Consider the following 22,708-nt stretch of genomic DNA (forward strand, 5'->3'; position numbering starts at 1 on the left):
CCTGTGAACATTTATAGTGTTAGTCATTTAACATAAAATCATAAGGTGAAACGTTTTCCATACCAATCATTGGATCTTCCTGTATGAAAAGATCCTCGTAGGACAAGCCATCGGTAGAATTTTCACCTTCTGCTGTTTTAGGAACGATTGATTCATGATTTTCTCCAGCATTTGGTCTAGCTGTAATCGATTCCTGGAGCTTTTGGCATAGGGTTGTTTGTCTAGAGAGTTCATCCGCTCTTTCAACGCCCAGTTTGAGTGCATCTACTTCTCCGCAAAGGATCAAGGATTGTTTACTTCTGGTAATCGCTGTGTAGATTAAATTTCTACGTAACATCCGATAATAACTTCTCGTCACTGGTAAGATGACAATCGGAAATTCACTGCCCTGTGATTTATGAACAGAACAGCAATATGCATGCGTGATTTGATTTAAGTCCTGCTTTGTATACTCGACTTCATTGCCTTCATAGGAAATATAAATCATATCCTGCTTTTCGGTATTTTCCTTCGCATAAATAATCGAGATGATTTCCCCAATATCCCCGTTAAAAACATTACTTTCTGGTTGGTTTACAAGCTGTAGAACCTTATCACCGATCCGATACTTCACCTCACCAAAAGCAATTTCCTTCCGCTTGCCGTCAGGGTTTGGATTAAATATTTCTTGCAGCAATACATTTAAACGGTCAATTCCAGCAGGCCCTCTATACATGGGGGCTAATACTTGAATATCCTTTGCCGAATATCCTTTATTCTTGGCATTTAGAGCTACTTTTTCTACAACCTGAGATACCTGCGCTGTTGAACATTTGATAAATGAACGGTCTGCTTGCTTCACCGTAATATCGGCAGGTAAATAACCTTTTTTGATTTCATGGGCAAGTTCAATTATTGACGAACCTTCTGCCTGGCGATAAATATCAGTTAGGCGGACCGTGGGAATCCGTTCAGATTCCAGCATATCCTTTAAAACCTGGCCTGGTCCTACGGAGGGCAATTGATCCTCATCCCCGACTAGAATGACTTGAATATTTTCAGGGAGTGCCTTAAACAGTTGATTAGCAAGCCAAATATCAAGCATCGACGTTTCATCGACAATGATAATTTTCCCTTCAAGCGGGCTCGCGTCATCACGGTCAAATCCTTCCTGCCCATTAAATCCGAGGAGACGATGAATGGTTACCGCTGGAAGTCCAGTCGATTCACTCATTCTTTTTGCCGCTCTACCAGTCGGTGCTGCAAGCAAAAATGGGAATGGCTCCCCCTTTTTATGATAATCCTTTGGCTCTAAGGTACAGCCATGCAATTCGGCATAAAGCTCAACAATCCCTTTAATAACAGTCGTTTTCCCTGTTCCAGGTCCACCTGTTAAAATCAACATCGGCGACATTAACGCCGTTTGGATGGCTTCTCGCTGCGTCGGTGCATATTGGACCCCAAGCCGTTCCTCTAAACTTCCTAACGATAGCAGAAACTCAGATTCGGGAAATTGATCTTTATATTCGGTTTGTTCAAGGATCCGGTGGATATTCGTCACAAGCCCTTTTTCTGCAAAATATAAAGAAGGCAAGTAAACCCGTTTCTCTTCCCCAATTAATTTACCCTCTTCTTGCAGCTTAATGACCTCATTGGATATATCTATGTAGTCGATTTGATCACGCTTGTTATCTTCTAATAATGCTTTTACTTGCTCCAATAAATCTTCAGCATTTATGTATACATGCCCAGTTTGCATGCTTTCGTTTTCAAGGATGTAGAGACAGGCTGCTTTGATCCGGTCAGGATGGTTTCCAGAAATACCCAGCTGGTAGCCAAGCTCATCGGCCCGGCCAAACCCGATTCCTTCAATATCCTCAACCAGTTGATATGGATTTTTCTGCATAATGTCAAGTGTTTCATCTTTATAGGCTTGATAAATCCGCATCGAAATCTGCGGTCCAAATCCATATTGATTTAAAGCAACCATCACTTGCTCGAGTCCTTGATGCTCCATCAACGTATCGTAAAGTAATTTTGCTTTTTCAGGAGGGAGTTTTGGTATGGAGTCAAGCAATGACGGCTGATTGAGAATTTTGGAAATGGCGTCTTCTCCTAAGGTTTCTACAATGTTTTCAGCGGTCTTTTTTCCGATCCCTTTGAACATTTCTCCAGATAAATAGTTGATAACCCCTTGTTTCGTTTGGGGCATGTCCTTGCGAAAATGATTGGTGTGAAATTGCATCCCAAACTTTGGATGATCCTTAAATTCTCCGAAAAAGATATAGGTTTCTTGTTCATGAATTTTCGGAAAATAACCGGTGACCACTGCTTCTTTGTCCTCATAAGGATGATTTGTTTCATCGACGCGAATCCTTAGCACGGTGTAAAGGTTTTGTTCATTGTGAAAAATAGTCACAATCGGTCTTCCTTTTACGAATTTTCCTTGTTCGGTAAATAAATCAAGTGTATCTTGCTTTTCCATTTGGCTCCCTCCTTTCTGAAAAAATAAGAAAAATTACTGGTTACCTTCGATTAACTTTTTCGCGTGACCAGCAAGTAAATGGTCTGGTTGAATTTCAAGTGCTTTATTAAACATTTCAACTGCTTTCGCAGGATTTTCTTGAAAAGCGCAGGTGACACCTAAATTATAATAGGCATCGGAATGTTCCGGATCTAGTTCGATACATTTTTCAAATTGAATCAGCGCTTCAGAAATTAACTCAAGCTGTGCAAGACATAACCCATATTGAAAACGTGCTTCCGCATCATTTTCATTTAACTCGACGCTTCTTTGTAAATACGGAAGCGCAAATTTCCCTTGGTCCAACTGAACGAGTGTCAACCCCAACATGAAGTAATTGTCACTTGATTGCAGACCTTTTTTCATAGCTGTCTCAAACATATTCTTGGCTTCGTTGAAGAGGTCGTTACTAAATAACAAGGTTCCAATACTATAATAAGCCGCCGCAGCGTTTTCATCTATTTCAATTGCTTTTTGATAAAAATTAAGTGCCTTTTCGTCGTCCCCAACAGCGGAAAGTACATTTCCGAAATTAATATAGGCAACAGGGTCGTTTGGGTTTTCTTGAATGGCTTCATTAAAGGCCTTTGCCGCCTCTTCCAGGTTGCCATCCTGCATGTATTGCACACCTAATTGGTTTTTATCCATTTAAATCAGCTCCAATCCTAAGTGAAAGTATATCATATTTTATTAAAAAAAAGCCTGACTCCTAGAAAAGGAATCAGGGTCTTTATTAGCCAACATATGTTAATCGTTCACGATTTTTAAAGACGTGGTCAATTGTCCCTCCGCCCAGACATTCATCTCCATTGTAAAAAACAACGGCTTGTCCTGGAGTGATGGCACGAATCGGCTCATCAAAAACGACCTCAACTTTAGCATCCTCTAAAAGACGCACGGTTACTTTATGGTCTTCCTGACGATAGCGGAATTTTGCCGTGCATGTAAATTCAGCTGGCTTTTCTCGGTCCGATACCCAGCTTACGCCGACAGCAGTAATGGAATCTGAATATAGTTTTTCATGATGAAAACCTTGGCCCACATAAAGAACATTTCTTTCTAAGTCCTTACCGATGGCAAACCACGGTTCACCCGCTCCACCAATTCCTAAGCCATGTCTTTGACCGATCGTATGATACATTAACCCCTCGTGCTTGCCCTTGACCTCACCATCAAAAGTCTCCATGTTTCCTGGCTGAGCCGGCAGATATTGACCTAGGAAATCTTTAAAATTTCGTTCCCCGATGAAACAAATCCCTGTGCTATCTTTCTTTGTAGCAGTGGCAAGATTCGCTTCTTTGGCAATTTCACGAACTTTTGGTTTTTCAAGATTACCTATCGGGAACATAACTTTACTAAGCTGTTCCTGCGTCAACTGGTTCAAGAAATAGGTTTGGTCCTTATTGTCGTCAAGACCGCGGAGCATCTTATATTCTCCATCCCGATATTCAACTTGTGCATAATGACCAGTAGCCAGATAGTCCGCACCTAATTTCAATGCATGCTCTAAAAAGGCTTTAAATTTAATTTCCTTGTTACACATTACATCCGGATTAGGTGTCCTGCCTGCTTTATATTCTTCAAGGAAATAGGTAAATACCTTGTCCCAATATTGTTTTTCAAAATTTACCGCATAATAGGGGATCCCAATTTGATTGCAAACGCGAATGACATCCTCATAGTCTTCGGTTGCCGTACAAAAACCGGTATCATCCGTGTCATCCCAGTTTTTCATAAAAATTCCGATGACATCGAACCCTTGCTGCTTCAACAAAAGTGCTGCCACAGAAGAATCTACTCCCCCTGACATTCCAACAACAACCCTTGTGTTTTTTGGATCTTTTCTTTCCATTGATTTTCACCTCTCTTATGCTGCAAAGTCGTCGAAGATTTATTTTTTCAGACGAGTAACAACTTTAGCCGTTTCCTCAGCCGCCTTGATTACTTCCTCGGTTGTCGTATTAAAGCCAAAGCTGAAACGAATCGAATTAGTTAATCGTTCTGATTGTTTCCCAAACATGGCAACAAGCACGTGGGAAGGTTCAATTGAACCCGCAGTGCATGCCGAACCGCTCGAAACAGCAATTCCCGCTAAATCGAGATTAACTAGCATCGCTTCCACACTTGTCCCAGGAAAGCTTAAGTTTAATACATGTGGCAATGAATATTCAAGCGATCCGTTTCTGTCAAATTCTACATCTAACTGACGGAGCCTTTCCATCAAGGTCTTTTTCAAATCAATGAATTTATCACGCTTGGCTGTACGTTCTTCATTTGCAATCAACACAGCTTCATGAAATCCAACAATCGCCGCAATATTTTCCGTCCCAGCACGTCTTTTTCTTTCTTGCTCACCGCCGAAGGAACGAGGAGACAGTTTCACATTGGACCTGGCATAAAGAAATCCTGTTCCTTTTGGCCCGTTTATTTTATGGGCAGAGACAGATAACAAATCAATCTGGCTTTCATTGACATCAATGTTTTCGACCCCGTAAGCCTGAACGGCATCGGTATGAAATTTCGCTTGATGATCTTTTAATAACTGTCCAATCTCGGTAATTGGTTGGAGTGTGCCAACTTCATTATTACCATACATTATCGACACCAAAATGGTATCTTCCCTTAAGGCAGCACGAAGTTCAGTCATTGATATTCGCCCTGTTTCATCCACAGGTAAATACGTGATTTCAAAGTCCATTTTTTCTAACTTTTTGCAAGCATGAAGAACCGCATGATGTTCCGCTACGGAGGTAATAATATGCCTGCCATTTTGTTGATAGGTTTCCGCAACCCCAAATAACGCCATATTATCTGCTTCGGTTCCTCCACTTGTAAAAATAATCTCGTTTTCCTTTGCACCAATGCTGTCCGCTAGCACCGCGCGCGCTAAATCAATCTGGTGCCGTGCTTCCCTGCCAAAAGAATGGATGCTTGAGGGATTTCCGAAAGTTGATTTCATCACCTCGAGCATTTTTTCAATAACCCTTGGATGCATGGGAGATGTGGCAGCATGGTCGAGATAGATTCGTTCCACATTTACACCTTCTATCAAAATAATTCTCCAATGTTACTTTTTACCCTAAATATAAAACATATAACCATCCGGCTCTTCATCATTACTATGATTTGCTAAATCTTCTAACGTAGTGTTTTCCAAAACATCTTTAATAGCATCCCGAATCCGAATCCACAGCCCCCGTTTGGCCGGTTCTTCATCTTCAATACCTTCAACAGGAGTGATTGGTCCTTCTAGGACACGAATGACATCCCCTGCCGTAATTTTCGATGGAATGTCTGTTAAGATATAGCCACCGTATGCACCCCTAATGCTTTTTACTAAACCTGCATTACGCAATGGGGCAATTAATTGTTCCAAATAATGTTCCGATAAATCATTTGCTTGCGCAATCGTTTTTAATGAAGTCGGACCCTCACCATGTTTTTTAGCAAGTTCAATCATGATCGTCAGACCATAGCGACCCTTTGTTGAGATTTTCATACCGCACCTCTATTCATATCTATATTAAAAATAAAAATCCTTAGTAATTTGATAGGCATTAAAATTATATCATATTCTTCTTTAATATGCTTTTTCAAGGAAAAATGATAATGTAAAGCTATACATAATCTAAATGACAATTAGAAAAACCTTTTTTTGGAGAGATGTAACATGCAGCAAAAGCCTTTAGCCTTTCGGATGCGGCCTCGAACGATTGATGAAGTTGTCGGACAGCAGCATCTGGTAGGTGCAGGAAAAATAATTTCAAGAATGGTGAAGGCCAAACAGCTGACCTCGATGATTTTATATGGACCTCCTGGTATTGGCAAGACTTCGATTGCCAGTGCGATTGCCGGCAGCACAAAGTACGCCTTTCGAACACTGAACGCGGTGACGAATAATAAAAAAGATATGGAAATTGTTGCTGCTGAAGCAAAAATGTCAGGAAAAGTTATTCTGCTCCTCGACGAAGTCCATCGTTTAGATAAAGCAAAGCAAGACTTTTTATTACCTTATTTAGAAAATGGAATGATTGTATTAATCGGTGCTACGACTAGTAATCCCTACCATGCCATTAATCCTGCGATCCGGAGCCGCTGTCAGATTTTTGAGTTAAAGCCGCTAACTCCGGATGAAGTCAAGCAGGCCTTGATTCGCGCCCTTGAGGATGACGAACGCGGTTTTGGTAAATTAAAGGTTGAAATTGACGATGCCGCGTTAATGCATTTTGCACAAGGTTCGAATGGTGATGTCAGGAGTTCTTTGAACGCACTAGAATTAGCAATCCTTTCAACAGATAAGGATGAATCTGATATCATCCATATCAATGTCGAAACCGCTGAAGAATGTTTACAAAAGAAAAGCCTTGTTGCCGATAAAGACGGGGATGGCCACTATGATGTCTTGTCAGCCTTTCAAAAGTCGATTCGGGGCAGCGACGTCAATTCCGTTATCTTAAAAGTTCAACTGATAAAAATGTTCAAATTACCTATTTACCAAGGATATCTTAATTTATAACAATTTATATTGATAAAAAATATAAATATGAGGTCTACAATCCTTGTGACCAGTTGTTAAACATATAATTTGTTGTGGTAAATAATGTCCATGTTGTAGCACTATTTATTTTTACTGTTGTTGTACTAAATTAAATTTTTCAAAGGATCGTTACAAAGTTTTCATGTAAAAAAGCCGATTCCCTAATTAATGGTAGGAATCAGCTTTTAAATTGCCATTTTTAAAGACTCTAACAATACAATTAACAGCCTTCGTAAAACAACTCTATATGATTTCTATAAATGTATATCCACCCTGACCTCCATTTATAAAATCTACAATAAAAACTTTCCTATTGTAGTCAATCTCTCTATAGAACTTCGGTAATGAAGGATGGTCTTCATTAAAATGCTGTTCAACTTTTTCTTTGGTATCGCAAATGGATGATATAATTCCTTCTCCTAAAAATTTCTCATTTATATGCACTTTGACTGTATTTCCAAGCTTTATGTTACTTTCTCTCTTAAATAAGTGTTTGATCCTTGATTTAATAGCCTTATGATAAATAGATAAATTTTTATGCTCATTTAAAATTTTATTTGCCTGTTTTAAAATCTGAAGTTCTTCTTCGTTTCGTCTTTGAAATAATTCGTAGGTGTTATAAGGCAATATATCAAGCCCATTTAAACCAAATTCAACGCTTAAAAATTCTTTTGTTTTATAGTCAAAATGTATATCTACCATCACCCATGGAGTATTTTTTAAAGTAAAGCCCAGTAATCTAACAGTTGCCGTATCTATTCCTCCATATATTGGAATATCAAATAAAACCGGCGGACCAACTAAATTTTCAAGAACAATTTTATCAGGAAGAAGAAAACCTTCATTCTTAACTCGCATTAATATTCCTCCAAACCCTATAATTAAATGATTGATGTTTTTTATGTTTTTATCGATTCTAAAAAGTAAAATCATCAAAAGCCGAAGTTCTCTTTTTTTCTTCAAATTTTATCAACTTTGCTTTTTCCTTCTGTGCTCTTGCTTTATCCATTCCGGTCATCCACGCTTTAAACATGCCTGAATCAACTTCTGAAAATCCATATTTAAGGATTTCTTCAACCATTGCACTTCTTTCGCCTGAAACATCCATTAGGTTTTCCATTTTAGATCTTTTTTGGCTGCTTGCAAGGGTAACATTAAATAATGTTTGTTCAAGTATTTCTTGCTCATCAACTTTTTTTTGTAACTCATTTTCCAATGTGGCAATTTGTTTTTTTAATGCTTCACATTCCATTTCTTTTTTTTCAGATTTTAAAGCAAATCTTTTCCCTTTTTCTTCATTTAATTTCAACTTCTTTATTACCCCTTTTGGTAACGTCTCCGAATAACGAGCCAGAAGGGATTCTGTATTATAAAATCCTTTATTATCGTCTATTGGTTTCTCTTTGCTTTTCTTTAAAATTTCATTCCATTTATTTATTAATTTTCTTCCTAATTGGGTATCATTTCTCCAGAAACTCTGTTTAAATTCTTGTTTAATCTTACCACTCTCATACAGTTCCTTACTAAATTGATATACAGAGTAGGGTTTTATTATTGTGATGCTTTCGTTAATTTTTAAATAGAGCTTGATTATTTTTTCAATTTCCTCATCTTCATATTCTTTAAATGGTCTTCCCGGTTTCTTTCTTACTTTCTTTGGATCCTCATTTTCATTTTCTGTTCTACTTGACTTTTCAATCAATTTCAATCACCCCTGAATCTTGAAGATTAGAAATTGCTCTCTTATAATCAGCCAAGTGGCTTGTGATATGTCGATTTAATTTTTTTATCTCGCTTCTATGGATAATATTATCTTCATCGTAATCATTTGAATTATAATATTCCCCTATAGCAATTGAATGTAAATTGTAAAGTGATTTCAATGCATTTAAGATATTTGTCTTCGATTTGTACAAAGCAGATTTTATCAATTCCTTTTTTTGTAAAAACTCATCTTCATCTATTCTCCAATATGGGCAGTGGATATGATACTCACTAACCTTAACAGGACATCTTTTTTGTTCATCTTCACAAAAACCTAAGTCTAATTTATCTTTGTAACCATCTGTACCTGAAACTACTTTTTCAGATATAAAATCATTAGGTATATAGCTTGAATTTTTTTTCTTTCTTGTTTCTTTCTTCTCATTTGATTCTTTTGCCCTTTGTTTACCGGCAAGATAATCAGAAACCCTAATCAACTCAAAATCAAACTCTAAATCTTCGTGTTCTTGATACGGGTTTTGTGCTTTTAAAGTTGTATGTCCAGCTAAGCGTGCCATTTCGACAACATGATATTCCTGTCTTAACATATTCATCATTGCAAAGTGCCGCGTATCGCCAAGTCTTAACATTCTATTTATTTCCCCGGACCAATTTTCACAAAAATGAGGATGATTCCGGTAATATTTAGTTTTAAAAGGTTCATTAATTTTAAACTTATATTCTTTTTGTACCACTTTATAATAGAAAGATTCCAATATAACTTTTAATGTAAGGTACGTAAATCGATTCGGATTTATTTTATTACTTGATACATAGTTGGTGTCACTGTATGCGCGATAAGATAGTAATGTTTTTGTTTTCCCGAATTTTTCAGACAAATGAATATACTCATCAATTTTTTCACCTAAATATTTTGGGATAAGGATTTCATCAACAACTTGAATTCTTCTTGGATTTTTCTTTTGTTTTTTTCTTGGCAGACATAAATAATACTTATTGTTTTTCTGGATTAATCCATCACGCTTGATGTCGCAAAGTTCAGAAGGACGTAAAGGATTAACGGTAGATACTACCCACCATATATATAACGGAAAGTAAATAAAATATTTTGAACTTCCAATAATTAATTTGTCAATGTAATCTTCTAAAATGATGTGGAAGTTTTTTATGTCTGTGTAAAGGGGGAGAGGACGATTGTTTGGTTCCCTTTTGCCTTTTATGTTTCTTTGAGTCCTTAAAAGAAATTCGTGGTAAATATCTACCGTTGCTTGCGGGTAGAAGTTGAAAAAATTCAACACACCCGAACAGTAATTGGTCTGTGCCCGGTAATTTTCATATAAGTCGTTTTCAAATAAACTTACTAAATGGTCGATTTTTTCTGGCTTCATACCATCAGTTACTGTTAAAAATTTAGTTAAACTTCTTAAATTACCTTGAATACAAGAGTTAGAATATCCTTGTTCAACCAAAGATATCATCCAGCATTTTATGATTAAAACTATATCGAACTTAAATTTAGTTTCAATCTTTCTTAGTTCATAAAACTCCAAAGAGTTCGTAGTTGCAGTTAAATCATTATGTAATACCCAGATATCATCTTTTATATTCCTATTAATAACGATAGGAGAACTGAGAATAATTTCTTTATAATACTCTTCATCAAAATCATCGTTGTACTCAAAATCATTCCAAATACTTATTTCCTGTTCGTCATAAAGATAGTCTAATTCTAATAAGTTGTTCATTTTAACCTTCCTTTTCAGAATCAATTTTTTCTAATATATTTTTATATTTTGAAAGAGGTGGTAGATTACGCATACTATCTCTAGCGCCTTCCAAACCTTTTTCAAAGTATTCCGAAAAGAACATTGAAACAATATCTTCTCCAAAACGTTTTATAGCTTCAATAATCCGAAATCTATAAACAGTAATCAATCTTGTAAAGTACAACTTATCTCCTTCACTGACATTTGAACCATTTTTAAATTTCTTATGACAGAGTTCAAGGAGTTCTTTCAAATCTGATGATAAATTTGTTAAAGAGTGGAAATTCATAACCATAAAAGGGCACATTACACATCTTTTTTTATCCCGTGTCTCTTTATCGTATATACAGTCATTGTATATACACATAAATCCTTCATCTTTTGCATGATTGATGCCCATATTTAATTTTTTATAAAGCAAGGACAATTCTTCCTGTGACATATTATTTAACACTTTATTTGCGACTTCTTGATTTTTTTCCAACTCATGGAATGTTCTTGTGATTTCCTCTATTTTTATCCAATCCCCAAAAACATTTTTTAGTTGAGTAATATACATCTGCTTTTCACTAGGGGATAAAATGGTGTTTTCCTTTAATTGTTTACGACCAATAAGGATAGACATTAAAGATGTATAAACGGAACCAAAGGGACCAGCATTAAAAAGCTGTTTAGAAATTTCATCAAGACGTTCCCTAGTAATTGTTATATATATATTTGTGGATTCTTTCTGTTTGTGACGAAAAGATTGAACAGTTTCCAAGGCACCCTCATGACCTAATTCTCTTCCAGCTGCAAAAGATAATGAACTTACCGTTCTGTTCATTTTTAAGGAACCAAATTTATTGGAGTTGTAATTTTCTAATGATTTAAAAAAAGCTTTTTCGCTCCTTTCCGGGAGCCTTCTAATCTTTGTGTCAAAATCGATCAAGGATTTACTTTTAACTGTTTCCAATTTACTTCTAATTTGGCACAAAACTATAGCTGTCGATAATGCCTTTGCAGTGGGCTCCGTCCAATTAAAATCCCTCGGAGCTTTATTTTTATGATGAATTGCCTGAAATGCCCTTAGTTGATTCGCAATATATTCTATATCTTCGTCTTCCAAGTCATTGTTCTTTAATAATAATAGAGCCCTTCTATAGTCAAAATTACAATTCTTCAGTAAATTAGTTTTAGCAAGACCATCCTTAAAAGCCGGAAAAAGAGTTGTTTCAAATCTTCTCCACTTGTTATTCAAATGAATAATGATGTATAGCCAAGTCGAAGCATAATTTTTGTAGTTTTGATTATCACCAGCCAACAGACACTCAATATCCTGAATGGCATTTTGTTTATGCAATGTTATTTCATTGACATAATTACAATAAGCACCGTATTCTTCTTCGGCGTAAACTTCTTTAATTGGACTTCCAGTTATAACATTAGGATTATCAACTAATTCCAAATCATATTGAACTCTTTCTCCTTTTCCAATATAAAAAGAAGTTACAGCTAACAAAAAGGAATATAGATAACGCTGAATATATCCAAGTACAAGCTTATTAAATATGGCTAATTTTAGCTCCGATGTTGTCATATAACCTATATCTTTTCTGTATGTTCGTAAAAGTTCAGCAAGAAACTTAGCCACCTTTACATACTCTCTGATTATTCGAGAAATTTCATTGTTATCTCTGTCTTCGAGTCCTTTTCTAACAAATGAATCCCACAATTCTACAGTTTCATTGCTTCCATTTGGAAAATTAATTTCAAGGAGCCGGTTGAGTCTGATATAGCCAACATATGGTTCGTCTATATGCATTTCGCTAATTTCTAAAAAGTCTGATCGTAGTTTCATATCTTCAATATAATTGTCAATCAATTCTTTTTTGTATAAATAAGTCACCCCTTGGAAATCCCGACCATCAACATTCAGTCGAATAAGATAAGGGTTAAATACCCGTGTATCTTCATTATTTCGAAAATCATTAAAATAAGTGCGTTCATAAACTTCACGAGATGAATCAGCCAGGTTTAATTCTTCTTTTAATAAATCTTCAAACTCTCTGGAAGTGTAATAATTTGCACAGTAATATTGCCATAAATTGTTTTGCTGTCTTTTTAAAAACTGCAAATCGAAAGGGTGGTAAAAATTTCTCCCATTCCATTCCCGGATAGTAGATGTTTCTTTTCTTTCAGTATCCTTTATTAAAACAGGGAAAATATGGTAATGTTTAATTGCTTTTTCTGCAGTTGTCTGAGCCAAGTTTAATTCCTTTGAAATCTGAAGCTCAGAAATAAATTCATTTTTATATGACCAATGATATTTCCAAAAGTGGTCAAAGTCTTCTTTTTTTACGAACCTAAAATGATAGGACCCACCGTGTTTTGTTGCATTGATAACTCCTACCTTTTCTTCTAAATCCGACATTCTGGATTGTATTTCTTTTTCTAATACACCGAATTTATCAATTATTCCTGTGAAGTTATAGTAGTTATCTAAAAAGGTAGTAACACTCGATTTAAGGATGTATTTATTCCACTTCTGGACCTCATTACCGGGCAACAAATAAACAACATCAATTAAATTTAAATCACCCAGATTTTTAATTAATTCATAGTAATGCTTCCTTGACTTTGTACGCTCGTTAGTTAATAAGAAGACAAAATCCAACATATTATAATAATTTTTTGTAATAAGTTCGTGTTCCAAAGAGATCTTTGCTACGTCATACGCTGAAATTTTTCTGGTTCCATTTTCTTTTATTGTACGAACATATCCCATTTCTATTAATTTATCGATCTTAAAAGCAGCCAAAGGGAATTTAAAATTCCCTTCAGGTGTCAAGGCATTCTTGTTTAAAAAAACCTTTTCAAATGGGAAGATTTCAGCATAAACATTGTGTTCAAATCCAGCTATTTTAATAGCTTCATCTAAAGTGCTATCTTCGTATAGCAAACTAATCCTCCTTACTGGAAAGATGTGCTTTCATTGCCTTCCTTTGAGCATAAGTAGTTGTTTCTTCCCGTTTCTGTTTAACTAATTTCATATTAAAATATGGCTCAACTGACGTAAGCGAATTATCGTGTCTCCGGTTCTTCATTTGTTCTTTTGTATATCCTAAATCAATTCCCAAGTTAGTAAATACAGCTCTACACAAATGAGGAGTTATAATGATATTATCCGTTTCGTTATCTGTTAAAGCATCAAGAGTTTCGATATCACCTTGTCTAACCAACTCATCAATGAATTTTTTTACTAACTCATTGAATTGATAGCGTGCAGCGTCGGTGGTAAGAGGCGTTCCTTTATATGAACTAATAAATAAAGCTTCTTTGTTTTTAATTTTCCCTCTAGATTTGAGTTCATTTAGATGTGCCTTGTGAAATCTATACACCTCTGCTACTTTTTCTATCTCCACCATTTCAACAGCAGTGGCTTTGGCAGTACGCTTCACTTGATTATTTGCCTTTGTTTTTAAATGAATAAATAACTGAGGATTGTCTTTGACTTCAAAGATGAAACCGTCTTCACCAAAGTCCTCATCGTTGTAAAATTTAGGGCGTATTAAGCTATTAACGGTCAGATTTACAACTGAACCAATTCTAACTCCTGCATAAAACATAATGATTAAAAGAAAGGCAATGTCTTTATGGTATTCCATAGCAAGGTCAACCATTAAATGAATGCATTGAATCCTTTTATCTAAACTATTCTCTTCTTTTTCTACAAAGTCACGTACAGTTTGAAACTCGTAGTCATTTTTTGGGAAAGGAACCCTGTATTCATCTAATTGGCGAAAGGGATTATAAAGAAGCTCCAATTTTTTATTTGCTTTTAATCTGAAAATTTCTTTAACAGGTTCATTAATAACATTCTTCTTTAATAAATAATCGAAAAATCGTAGCATCGGGTATTCCATATCTAAAAGAGTTGACGCTTTAATTTCGTTGCTATTAAACCGATTTACTTGTTCTATTAAAAAAAGACAACCGTGGCGAAATTTCATATTTAATAAACCGTCTCCATCTTTTAAATCTTCAAATTCGGGATCATCATTTAAAGCCATGAATCTACTGAAATTAAGAAACAAGCAAATGACCTTCGCGTATGTTTTTTGGGTATTTAGTTCCGTTGAATCCCAAAATTGTTCTTTCAAAAAACTTGTTATTAATGGATGATTTATGAACTTGCCATCCGATCTCCGTTCAAATTTTCCGGCAATTACCGTATCCACACGGGTTATTTGATTAGTAATTGTCATAATTATTCTTTGTCTTTCAAAGATCTTATAGTTAATATCAGTTTCATATAAAAGCTGAGATTTAGTCATAAAATTAACCTCTTTTATTGGTCGTATTCTTCAAGCCAATTGTAAAAGGGGATTGGTTTTGACTCCTCCTTAGGTTTTTCAGAAGTGCTTCGAATATTTTCAGCCCGTTTCATTAATGCCGGAGGCTCACTCGGAGACCACCCATATGCAATTGCTTTTCTAATATAAGATTTTGGACTCTTTATAGTTTTATGATTTTGCTGCATTATCAAAAGTATCTCTAAACAACGTTTAATTCCAACAAAGGATAAAATATCAATAATATCTTCAGTGGGGATTGTTAAAGTAACTGCTTGATACGCTAATTTAACAAGTTCTTTTATGTCCTCTTGGTCCCAATCATCAATTTCATTTGAATTTTCTTGATAACGTTTCAACCCGCTGTATCCCTCCGATGCTGCAGCTAATACTTCTACATCAGAGAGAGGTATTTTCCAACCTTCTTTATCACTATTTTTATTAGCATGAGGGAACAATGCACTTTTCTTTTTTTCGTCCCTTAACCATCTTTTTACTGTTTCTTCGCTCTTCCCAAGGATTTTTGCAACATCTTTGACTGTATAAAATTCATTAACTTCCATCATAAAATCATCCTTTCGTCTTTCTATATTTTCTTGAAGAAAGAAGATCTACAAATATTAAACAACCTCTTTGATTGTAGTTAGCTAATAAACTTGTTAATGACATTAAAGCAAGTTGATTAACAGTATAACCGGTTTCATCACTCATAGCCTTTAAATCTCTTTTCAAATGTGGGGGGAGATAAACTCCTAATCTATCTGTATTTTTAGTAGCCATTATTTCACACTCCTATATATATTAAATAATGTTATTTATGGCTTTTGTGGATTCTGGAAGGTGTTGAATTTATTAAAGGTTTCTCCTGTTGTTGAGCCAGCTCTTTAATTAAATCTGAAAGCACACCCCTTGTTTCATAATCAGTATCACAAAGCCAATCAATTGTTCTAGTTTCTTGTTCAGTTAAGGCTCTACCCAATCCATTGACAAGTGTTAATGTAAGATCTTTACAAGTCACTGAGGGGGCAACATACCTGTAAAATTTAGGGGATTCTGAGTACATCAATATCCTCCTTATCAACAAAGAACAAGTGTTCTTTGTTTTATATTTATTTTACAGAACATTCGTTCTAATTTCAATAGGGAATTTTCCAAACAATGTAATTTTTGGATTGCTTTAATATGCCTATATATTGCCATAGTATTGTTGAAGCAATATTTTAGTGGAATGGATAAAATTGGTAAATTTATATCCAACAAACGACTGGTATAAATGGTTTTATGGAATTATTTCTTTATAAAAGGAACAAAAAAATGGGAGAAAAACTCCCAAAATTTAAATTTTCTGACTATTAATTTTTAGTTATCTCTGGCTTTACTTTTATTAAATTCACTACTTGTTTGATAAATTCATCGGTGTAGTCTTCATAATTTTGTTCCTTTTCAAATTCCTTTAAAAATTTATCAAACGCAAGCAGGATTTTCCGAGCATCATTAGCCTTGTTGGTACCTATTTTTCCTCTATCAATGCGTTCAATTTTGCGTTGAATCCTTAATAAAACATCAAATGATGCTACTTTGGGTACCTTCCCAAAGATTACATCTCTATTTATTCCTAAATATTCAAGTAAAAAAATATCTTGCAATTTAAAGCTTGCACCCATATCCCTAATGAAGTATTTCCTTATTTGTTGTTTAGTAATACTAAATGCCCTGCTTAATTCATTATCAATATAATCCTTACCAATAGAATAAAGTCTGGTATGTTTAATATTATCAATAATCATATTTCTTCTATCTTTATCCGGTGCAAGGTGAATCGGTCCACCTTTAATATCTGCAGGTTGATAAAAATTAGTTATATAAATAACATCCGAAACATATTCAAGCAAAGAATAAAGGGTGTCATCCTGTTTATTAGCGTGGTTTTGGTATGCAATTTTGACACTTTCTTTAATATTGGTTATTGAAAAAATCTTTCTAAAAATTTCGGAGCTCACAAACACCCCCCGTTCTTGTTCCTTAGGGCTTAATTCATAAAAGTTACTCTCAAAAATAGACAATAAATGCTGAAGTATTGCATTATATCCCTGATTTTGCAATTGAATATTATTAGAAAAACTGAACATATAAGTTTGCAATTCTTTATCTAAATCATTATTGTTACTCTGTTCTTCCTTGGAATCCTCATAGTTACTAAATTTATTAATAAAATACTCCAAATATTTCCCCGTTAAGTCGTTTACAGATTCACAGTTGTTCATTGTCATATAAAATTCTGGCTTAAAGAACTTATATTCCTTTTGCAACTTTCTTATTATGTTATAGACAAATACTAAATTTTCACCAATCTCTTTAAAATCTTCTATAGCCTCTTTAGGGTGTAATCGACGATAAATTTCATTAAAAATAAATATCTTTTTATAAGTTGGAATAACAGCTAGATCTTCAATCATATTTAATCCCTCCGGTACTAGATAATTAGTCTTTATATTTTTTGTATTATTCAAGTGATTATTAGTCATTTGTTGTTTTTAATTACCAGCCTTTAAGTTGGGACTTATTTACCAGTACCATGTTAAAATAATGGTGAGGTGATTATTTTGTTCGTTTCACCAATGCTATTACAAAAGATTGACCAACCGTTTGATTCCGATGATTTTATTACAGAATTAAAGCTAGACGGCATACGTTTAATATATTCCGTTGACAAAAATGGCAAAGTAAGAATTTACTCCCGGCATAACAATGAAATAACATCTAAATTCCCCGAATTGCACACCATTAATATACCTCCTGGTACAATATTGGACGGAGAACTGATTGTAAGTGACAATAATGGAAAGCCAGATTTTGAGGCAATGATGAGCCGTTTTCAATCTAGCAAAAATAGAGTACCGGTAAGTTATGTTGTTTTTGATGTTATAGAGTATCAAGGGCAGCGAGTGACAAATTTACCTTTAATTAAAAGAAAAGAACTGCTAAACGAAATAATACCGGTTGACACAGCTCTTCTTTCAAAAGTTCAATATATTCTAGGTAACGCACAGGCATATTTCGAAGTTGTATGTCAACAGGAACTTGAAGGAATCGTGCTTAAACGTAAGGACAGCAAATATAAAATTGGTAAACGCAGCCATGACGACTGGTTCAAAATTATTAATTACAAATACACTGATGTTGTTATTACCGGTATGAGAAAAGATGAATTCGGTTTGCTTTTGGGGAAACAGGAAGGTAACACGATAAAACAAATAGGTATCATGGAATATATGAACCCTAAAGCAAAAAAACAATTCTATGATCAATACAGTGAATTAATCGTAAATGAAGATAAAAAATTTATTTACATGAAACCTTCTCTTAAATGCCGAGTAAAGTTCAGAAATTATACCAAAGCTGGATTTTTACGTATCCCAACTTTTATTGAATATGTTTCTTAAATGCTTACCAAAGGGTAAGCATTTTTTATTATTTTAAAACTAGAAATTAGAGAAAAAAATCCATTAAATTTTAAAAGAAAAAGTCATCATTACCAACGTTAGCCAGAACTGCAACTTCGTCAAACCCAGTAATACCAACACTTTGTCGTTTTTTTTGTCTTGAAAAAGAACATATGTTCCAATTATAAATAGAGATACAAAATGGAAGAAGGTGGTGAATATGTTTTGATTGCAAGAAGTAGCGAAAGGTTCAGAATTATGTTTGTTATTCGACCAACAGCCAACTATATTTGTTTAGTTGGTGTGGACTATAACAGCTGTTGTTTGTTTTCTGTAATGTTATTTTGTGAGAATGACAAAGTAGATCTGGATTACAACACCAGTCATTACCCAAAGGAATTGATAGCTGAATTAAAGCAAAATGAAGATTTGATTAATTCAGGGCTATTTGATATTAAAACCTATGAAATAACACTATTTGATTCACTTAAAGAGAAGAAGGTTTTAAATATGTCAGGAATAAGAGACCGTGGTCTAAAAAAGAAGTGGCAGGCATTTAAAAGTATGCCACAGCAATATACAATGCTTAATGAAATTTATGAAAATGATAGAAAAATTTCAAAACCTGACCTCGATGAATATGAGTTAGATACTATAAATGATCGCATTTTGCATTCCCTGGAAAGCCAAGCCCCTCTGCTGCTGCGATTATACGATTCCGGTTATTTAAAAGAGGTTGATGGAGTGGTTAAAAAGGTTGATCCTTTTACAAAAACTCTTAAACTTCGGGATTCAAATGGCTCTATTAAACAGATTAAATTCGTCCAAATTGTAGGCTGTGAGGTTATTTAATTGGGTTGAGCACAATCCGATAGCAAGTAATTCCTTGAGCAATCTGTTCAAAAGGAAGTGTTGAAATAATGTTTCGAGATATTAATGATGTTCTATCCAAGGTTAAAGAAGGACTTAAAAATATACCTTCAGAAGAGGTTGAAAGATTATTTTACAAATATCTAGACAAAGGTAAAGATTACGCCAAATCAAGAACTTATGGTCATGAAAAAGGGCTATTTTATTACACCTTGCTCGGTGGCTTTATGACTGGATATATAAAAACCCTGAAAAAAAATGGCGGTGATTTCAATGCCTAATGATTTCAATAAAAGAGCAAAAAATCTTCAGATTGCTATTCGATTAAAGATAATTAAGCGAGCTTTCGAGCTTGATTTCGAAGATGGCATGAAAAAACTCGATGAATTTTTGAAAGAAATGTTGAAGCAAGCTCGTAAAAATGTATGATTATTTGAATCAAAAAATTTCTCAGATCCATCTGAATTAATCGAAGAAGTTAAGAAGGAGTTTGGAAATGGAGAAAATCAAACTGATAAATGAATTGGAAAAGGTTTTAGTTCATTTAATTGTTTTCAAGGAAACAAAAGATACCGATTGGGTCGAACACGCCTACAACATGCTTTCTGATGTAGTTGAAGAATTGAAAGGCGATAAACCAATAACTGATACAGTTCAACTCTATCTCTCACAACGTGAAAAGCTAATTATTGATTATATAAAAAATAGTAATCCGGAAACACTCCAAGCAATAAGGGATATAGATAGATATGCCCTTGACCGATTTGAAAAAGACGGTAATGGATGGGCTTAGTCCACACCAAATCCAAATTATTGTTTTAGCAGTTTACCTTATCCTTGGGGAACACGATTTAGTTCAACGTGCAGAATTGCCGGATGAAGCATGGCTTGAACTCCCTCCAGAAATATCTATCATTGAAATCTATAAAAAGGTAAAAAAAAAGTAATAACGACGCTACTGCTGAGGAACTTTTGAAATTATTATTATGAGGAAATTAACCGAATTAATGAAGCCATAAAAAATGCAAGAGCAAGCCTAGAAGTAGATGTTTTTGTGATGTATAAAGGACAAGAGCAACTGGTTTATGACAGATTGTTCGGCAAAATCTCAGCAGAAGAATTTTTGAAGAAGGTACTGGAATTAGCAAAAGGTGATGAAAATGAATGATAAATCCCCAAAAAAAGTTGATAAACTGTATACTGCCACTAGATTAAAAATAATTCAAAAAACACTGGAAGTCGATTTTAAAGTTGGAATGGAACAATTGCAGAAATTTATAAATGAGCTAATGGAGCAGGTGAAGACTATTATTGATGAACCAAATGACATTCCTTTAGGTATGACAGAAGACGAAGAACATGAATTTTTGGAAAAACACTTTATGAGTGAACCACTTTTGGACGAAAGGTATATTGAAGACGATAGCGACCTTACGCCTCCAAGAAGAAAAAGAGACAAAAATGATATTGAAAAAGCCATAAATAATGCAAAAGCTTCACTTGAAATAGATGGTTTTATAGTACGAAAAGAACAGGAACAAATGGTACTCGATAGACTTTCTGGGAAGATTTCGGAAGAAGAATTTCTAAAAAAAGCATTGAAGTTGGCAAATCGGGATGAAAATGAATGAACAAGAGCTTATTAAACAATTACGACCTTTAAAGTAATTTCTTTTTGGAGATGAAGATTTGCACGACCGGACGGGCATTAGACTCAGACAATAATCTAATTGAAGAACTGCTAAAAAAATTTTGGTGTGAATGCCCTTATCCTTTACCTACTGGGTGGTGGAAACGAATGAATGATAAAGATATCAAAGAAATAATCAAAAAAAATAGGGAAATGAGAAGGAGAAGGAGGAGCCAGTCAAAGCAAAGAACGCAAGAATTTCAGCAGAAATTGAAGGAGTTTATATTTGAAGAAGCTCCAGAAGAAGAAAATGAAGATGAAAATATTATTAAAGACTTTATTACAATCATGTTTTATTGCTCATTTATGGTTTCAACAGTCGGAATTATTAAAGAAGGAATTCATAAACCATTCAATTCACTTGCTTTCACTGCTGCAGTTCTTTCCGGAATAATATTGATTATTTTAAACATAAAAAATGCAGAAGATAACCGATAAATAAACAATCTCACTTATCTTTAATAGTTTAATATTATATTATGGAGGAACTATATGCAGACCGAATCCCAAAAGTATTCTCACCAATTACTTTCAACTGAAAGAAAAAGTGTTCAAGGAACTGAAAAGTGTTTTTTAAAAGGGTACTCCCTTCCGATGCATTTGGAGGATCATTACTTGCTATGGAATGTTGAATTTGATTTGGGTTATGAGGACATTTCACCAGAATGCTTACGGGTAGAAATAGGTTATTTTAATAGAAAACCTTACAACGATGGGAAATTTATCACTCCTCCACAGGAATTGTATGAAGAAATTCAAAAGATTAACAACCTCATGAATAAACGGTATTTAAACTTTAAAAAAGGCTCAACGAATTAAGAACAAAGGACCTTTTGTGAAGGTCCTTTGTATTGCTGTTATTGAAGAAACGCACCCTATAGTTTAAGAATAATGTTTCACAAACTTGCTGTGACCGCTTGAAAGAGATGACACAGTTTTTGCTTGATAAATTGGGACACTTTTTTCCAGTTTGAAACGTACATTTTTACATGGAGAGGCATACATGATTGCCTTGGTCAATCAGGCAGACCCTTGTTTGGCTGTTTCTGGAAATTAATTAATGTATGTTTTGGCAGTAAATTTATGAATCGATACTCAAGAAAAAATGTATATAAGCTAATATTTATACATATTTGTGAAGTTATGCTTGCTGCACTAACGGGCAGGTTAGTGAAACAAGCACCCAATGTTCCATTGCAACTTTTTATAAAAAAATTCCTAGATGTATATCCTAGAAAAGAACTTAATTTTGTGTTTAAGATTGGGATGTATTCTATGTGGTTTCTTTATGTATCCATTGTTGTGTTTAACCTGGCTGCTTTCCTAATGAAAAAAAATTTACCACTTATTGAATATTACGCCAGCATTTTTTGGGGCTTATTTACTGCCGAGCTAGCTGATAGATTTACGGATAAATATAATATGTACGGATTTTTCGAACCTTATTTTGTGGAGGCAAAAACCTTACTTGTTATTTTAGGGATATATCCAGCTGCAACTATGCTTATTATTAATTGGTATCCCTTTAATCGTCCATTAATTAATAAGGTTATGTATATATTATTTTGGTCTGTTCTTTCTACCCTTTACGAATGGTTATGTCTAAAAATGGGTTTCTTTTATCATAAGAATTGGAATATATGGTTATCTGCTATTTCCTATCCTTTTTTATATGGGCTGTTATTCGGTAATTTAAAATTTATCCGCTGGTTAGAGTATAAAAAAAGGGTAAAAATCTGTTGTAAAAATAATTAATTCAGTGCTGTATTTTTCAACAAGGGACTTATGCTTAAGGTCGAGCTGCCATACTTGATGGCTTTTTCTTATTAAAGTAACGGGG

24 protein-coding genes and 1 pseudogene are annotated in these 22,708 nt (G+C 34.5%); 11 read left to right on the forward strand and 14 right to left on the reverse strand.

All coding sequences use genetic code 11. From position 1 onward, the window contains the following. Positions 1–19 precede the first annotated feature (19 nt). The 5 genes from recD2 to cymR form a co-directional block, all read right to left on the reverse strand. On the reverse strand, positions 20–2,464 hold the full coding sequence (gene recD2, locus J7E67_RS10115) for an SF1B family DNA helicase RecD2 (protein ID WP_214731616.1): 2,445 nt from the start codon (positions 2,462–2,464) through the stop codon (positions 20–22). A 33-nt stretch (positions 2,465–2,497) separates the two neighbouring features. Further along, complete coding sequence (locus tag J7E67_RS10120) at positions 2,498–3,151, reverse strand: tetratricopeptide repeat protein (RefSeq protein WP_214731619.1); 654 nt, start codon at positions 3,149–3,151, stop codon at positions 2,498–2,500. 85 nt (positions 3,152–3,236) lie between these two features. After that, positions 3,237–4,355: a tRNA 2-thiouridine(34) synthase MnmA gene (mnmA, locus tag J7E67_RS10125; RefSeq protein WP_214731621.1), complete on the reverse strand. Its 1,119-nt coding sequence runs from the start codon at positions 4,353–4,355 to the stop codon at positions 3,237–3,239. 39 nt (positions 4,356–4,394) lie between these two features. Beyond that, positions 4,395–5,537, reverse strand: a complete 1,143-nt coding sequence (locus J7E67_RS10130; protein ID WP_214731949.1) for a cysteine desulfurase family protein — start codon at positions 5,535–5,537, stop codon at positions 4,395–4,397. A 45-nt stretch (positions 5,538–5,582) separates the two neighbouring features. Continuing rightward, a complete protein-coding gene (gene cymR / locus J7E67_RS10135) occupies positions 5,583–6,002 on the reverse strand; it encodes a cysteine metabolism transcriptional regulator CymR (RefSeq protein WP_214731623.1) in 420 nt (139 codons plus the stop codon). 171 nt (positions 6,003–6,173) lie between these two features. On the opposite strand from cymR, the pseudogene J7E67_RS10140 reads away from it, so the two are divergent. Continuing rightward, positions 6,174–6,956, forward strand: a pseudogene (locus J7E67_RS10140) (AAA family ATPase); the annotation flags it as partial. Positions 6,957–7,283: 327 nt separating this feature from the next. Here the strand turns inward: J7E67_RS10140 and J7E67_RS10145 are convergent. The 9 genes from J7E67_RS10145 to J7E67_RS10185 all read right to left on the reverse strand — a co-directional run bounded on the left by J7E67_RS10145 (position 7,284) and on the right by J7E67_RS10185 (position 17,321). Next, positions 7,284–7,898, reverse strand: a complete 615-nt coding sequence (locus tag J7E67_RS10145; RefSeq protein ID WP_214731625.1) for a hypothetical protein — start codon at positions 7,896–7,898, stop codon at positions 7,284–7,286. Positions 7,899–7,956: 58 nt separating this feature from the next. Beyond that, a complete protein-coding gene (locus tag J7E67_RS10150) occupies positions 7,957–8,742 on the reverse strand; it encodes a hypothetical protein (RefSeq protein ID WP_214731627.1) in 786 nt (261 codons plus the stop codon). Further along, positions 8,735–10,510, reverse strand: a complete 1,776-nt coding sequence (locus tag J7E67_RS10155; protein WP_214731629.1) for a site-specific integrase — start codon at positions 10,508–10,510, stop codon at positions 8,735–8,737. Before J7E67_RS10155 ends, J7E67_RS10150 begins: the two co-directional genes overlap by 8 nt. Before the next feature lies 1 nt (position 10,511). Continuing rightward, positions 10,512–13,472 carry a hypothetical protein gene (locus J7E67_RS10160; protein WP_214731632.1) on the reverse strand — a complete coding sequence of 987 codons (2,961 nt, stop codon included), beginning with the start codon at positions 13,470–13,472 and terminating at the stop codon, positions 10,512–10,514. A 1-nt stretch (position 13,473) separates the two neighbouring features. Then, positions 13,474–14,583 (reverse strand): hypothetical protein, encoded by a 1,110-nt coding sequence (locus J7E67_RS10165; RefSeq protein ID WP_214731635.1) that lies wholly within the window; start codon positions 14,581–14,583, stop codon positions 13,474–13,476. 278 nt (positions 14,584–14,861) lie between these two features. After that, entirely contained in the window at positions 14,862–15,431 is a 570-nt protein-coding gene (locus J7E67_RS10170) for a helix-turn-helix domain-containing protein (RefSeq protein WP_251026684.1), read from the reverse strand. Positions 15,432–15,435: 4 nt separating this feature from the next. Then, entirely contained in the window at positions 15,436–15,645 is a 210-nt protein-coding gene (locus J7E67_RS10175; protein ID WP_214731637.1) for a hypothetical protein, read from the reverse strand. 31 nt (positions 15,646–15,676) lie between these two features. Further along, positions 15,677–15,928: a hypothetical protein gene (locus J7E67_RS10180; protein ID WP_214731639.1), complete on the reverse strand. Its 252-nt coding sequence runs from the start codon at positions 15,926–15,928 to the stop codon at positions 15,677–15,679. Positions 15,929–16,217: 289 nt separating this feature from the next. After that, the gene (locus J7E67_RS10185) at positions 16,218–17,321 is read right to left on the reverse strand and encodes a hypothetical protein (protein ID WP_214731641.1); all 1,104 of its coding nucleotides are present in this window, start codon (positions 17,319–17,321) and stop codon (positions 16,218–16,220) included. Positions 17,322–17,459: 138 nt separating this feature from the next. On the opposite strand from J7E67_RS10185, the gene J7E67_RS10190 reads away from it, so the two are divergent. The 10 genes from J7E67_RS10190 to J7E67_RS10235 all read left to right on the forward strand — a co-directional run bounded on the left by J7E67_RS10190 (position 17,460) and on the right by J7E67_RS10235 (position 22,623). Next, positions 17,460–18,308, forward strand: a complete 849-nt coding sequence (locus J7E67_RS10190) for an ATP-dependent DNA ligase (protein ID WP_308161375.1) — start codon at positions 17,460–17,462, stop codon at positions 18,306–18,308. Positions 18,309–18,509: 201 nt separating this feature from the next. Then, a complete protein-coding gene (locus J7E67_RS10195; RefSeq protein ID WP_214731644.1) occupies positions 18,510–19,160 on the forward strand; it encodes a YolD-like family protein in 651 nt (216 codons plus the stop codon). 68 nt (positions 19,161–19,228) lie between these two features. Then, a complete protein-coding gene (locus tag J7E67_RS10200) occupies positions 19,229–19,459 on the forward strand; it encodes a hypothetical protein (RefSeq protein WP_214731645.1) in 231 nt (76 codons plus the stop codon). Next, a complete protein-coding gene (locus J7E67_RS10205) occupies positions 19,452–19,607 on the forward strand; it encodes a hypothetical protein (protein WP_214731648.1) in 156 nt (51 codons plus the stop codon). Before J7E67_RS10200 ends, J7E67_RS10205 begins: the two co-directional genes overlap by 8 nt. 67 nt (positions 19,608–19,674) lie before the next feature. After that, positions 19,675–19,971, forward strand: coding sequence for a hypothetical protein (locus tag J7E67_RS10210; RefSeq protein WP_214731650.1), 297 nt, complete (start codon positions 19,675–19,677; stop codon positions 19,969–19,971). Continuing rightward, a complete protein-coding gene (locus J7E67_RS10215; protein ID WP_214731651.1) occupies positions 19,958–20,125 on the forward strand; it encodes a hypothetical protein in 168 nt (55 codons plus the stop codon). Before J7E67_RS10210 ends, J7E67_RS10215 begins: the two co-directional genes overlap by 14 nt. A gap of 213 nt (positions 20,126–20,338) precedes the next feature. Further along, complete coding sequence (locus J7E67_RS10220; RefSeq protein ID WP_214731975.1) at positions 20,339–20,809, forward strand: hypothetical protein; 471 nt, start codon at positions 20,339–20,341, stop codon at positions 20,807–20,809. Between the two features lie 167 nt (positions 20,810–20,976). Beyond that, positions 20,977–21,306, forward strand: coding sequence for a hypothetical protein (locus J7E67_RS10225; protein ID WP_214731652.1), 330 nt, complete (start codon positions 20,977–20,979; stop codon positions 21,304–21,306). A 54-nt stretch (positions 21,307–21,360) separates the two neighbouring features. Then, positions 21,361–21,687, forward strand: a complete 327-nt coding sequence (locus J7E67_RS10230) for a hypothetical protein (RefSeq protein WP_214731653.1) — start codon at positions 21,361–21,363, stop codon at positions 21,685–21,687. A gap of 351 nt (positions 21,688–22,038) precedes the next feature. Beyond that, on the forward strand, positions 22,039–22,623 hold the full coding sequence (locus J7E67_RS10235) for a CBO0543 family protein (RefSeq protein WP_308161377.1): 585 nt from the start codon (positions 22,039–22,041) through the stop codon (positions 22,621–22,623). Positions 22,624–22,708: the final 85 nt, after the last annotated feature.

The organism is Bacillus sp. ISL-46 (assembly GCF_018613205.1).

Excerpts from the sequence above, each read along its gene's own strand:
- recD2 (WP_214731616.1), bottom strand. The coding sequence starts at position 2,464 with ATGGAAAAGCAAGATACACTTGATTTATTTACCGAACAAGGAAAATTC.
- J7E67_RS10120 (WP_214731619.1), bottom strand. The coding sequence starts at position 3,151 with ATGGATAAAAACCAATTAGGTGTGCAATACATGCAGGATGGCAACCTG.
- mnmA (WP_214731621.1), bottom strand. The coding sequence starts at position 4,355 with ATGGAAAGAAAAGATCCAAAAAACACAAGGGTTGTTGTTGGAATGTCA.
- cymR (WP_214731623.1), bottom strand. The coding sequence starts at position 6,002 with ATGAAAATCTCAACAAAGGGTCGCTATGGTCTGACGATCATGATTGAA.
- J7E67_RS10145 (WP_214731625.1), bottom strand. The coding sequence starts at position 7,898 with ATGCGAGTTAAGAATGAAGGTTTTCTTCTTCCTGATAAAATTGTTCTT.
- J7E67_RS10155 (WP_214731629.1), bottom strand. The coding sequence starts at position 10,510 with ATGAACAACTTATTAGAATTAGACTATCTTTATGACGAACAGGAAATA.
- J7E67_RS10165 (WP_214731635.1), bottom strand. The coding sequence starts at position 14,583 with ATGGCTTTAAATGATGATCCCGAATTTGAAGATTTAAAAGATGGAGAC.
- J7E67_RS10170 (WP_251026684.1), bottom strand. The coding sequence starts at position 15,431 with ATGATGGAAGTTAATGAATTTTATACAGTCAAAGATGTTGCAAAAATC.
- J7E67_RS10175 (WP_214731637.1), bottom strand. The coding sequence starts at position 15,645 with ATGGCTACTAAAAATACAGATAGATTAGGAGTTTATCTCCCCCCACAT.
- J7E67_RS10180 (WP_214731639.1), bottom strand. The coding sequence starts at position 15,928 with ATGTACTCAGAATCCCCTAAATTTTACAGGTATGTTGCCCCCTCAGTG.
- J7E67_RS10185 (WP_214731641.1), bottom strand. The coding sequence starts at position 17,321 with ATGATTGAAGATCTAGCTGTTATTCCAACTTATAAAAAGATATTTATT.
- J7E67_RS10195 (WP_214731644.1), top strand. The coding sequence starts at position 18,510 with ATGGAAGAAGGTGGTGAATATGTTTTGATTGCAAGAAGTAGCGAAAGG.
- J7E67_RS10200 (WP_214731645.1), top strand. The coding sequence starts at position 19,229 with ATGTTTCGAGATATTAATGATGTTCTATCCAAGGTTAAAGAAGGACTT.
- J7E67_RS10205 (WP_214731648.1), top strand. The coding sequence starts at position 19,452 with ATGCCTAATGATTTCAATAAAAGAGCAAAAAATCTTCAGATTGCTATT.
- J7E67_RS10210 (WP_214731650.1), top strand. The coding sequence starts at position 19,675 with ATGGAGAAAATCAAACTGATAAATGAATTGGAAAAGGTTTTAGTTCAT.
- J7E67_RS10215 (WP_214731651.1), top strand. The coding sequence starts at position 19,958 with ATGGATGGGCTTAGTCCACACCAAATCCAAATTATTGTTTTAGCAGTT.
- J7E67_RS10220 (WP_214731975.1), top strand. The coding sequence starts at position 20,339 with ATGAATGATAAATCCCCAAAAAAAGTTGATAAACTGTATACTGCCACT.
- J7E67_RS10225 (WP_214731652.1), top strand. The coding sequence starts at position 20,977 with ATGAATGATAAAGATATCAAAGAAATAATCAAAAAAAATAGGGAAATG.
- J7E67_RS10230 (WP_214731653.1), top strand. The coding sequence starts at position 21,361 with ATGCAGACCGAATCCCAAAAGTATTCTCACCAATTACTTTCAACTGAA.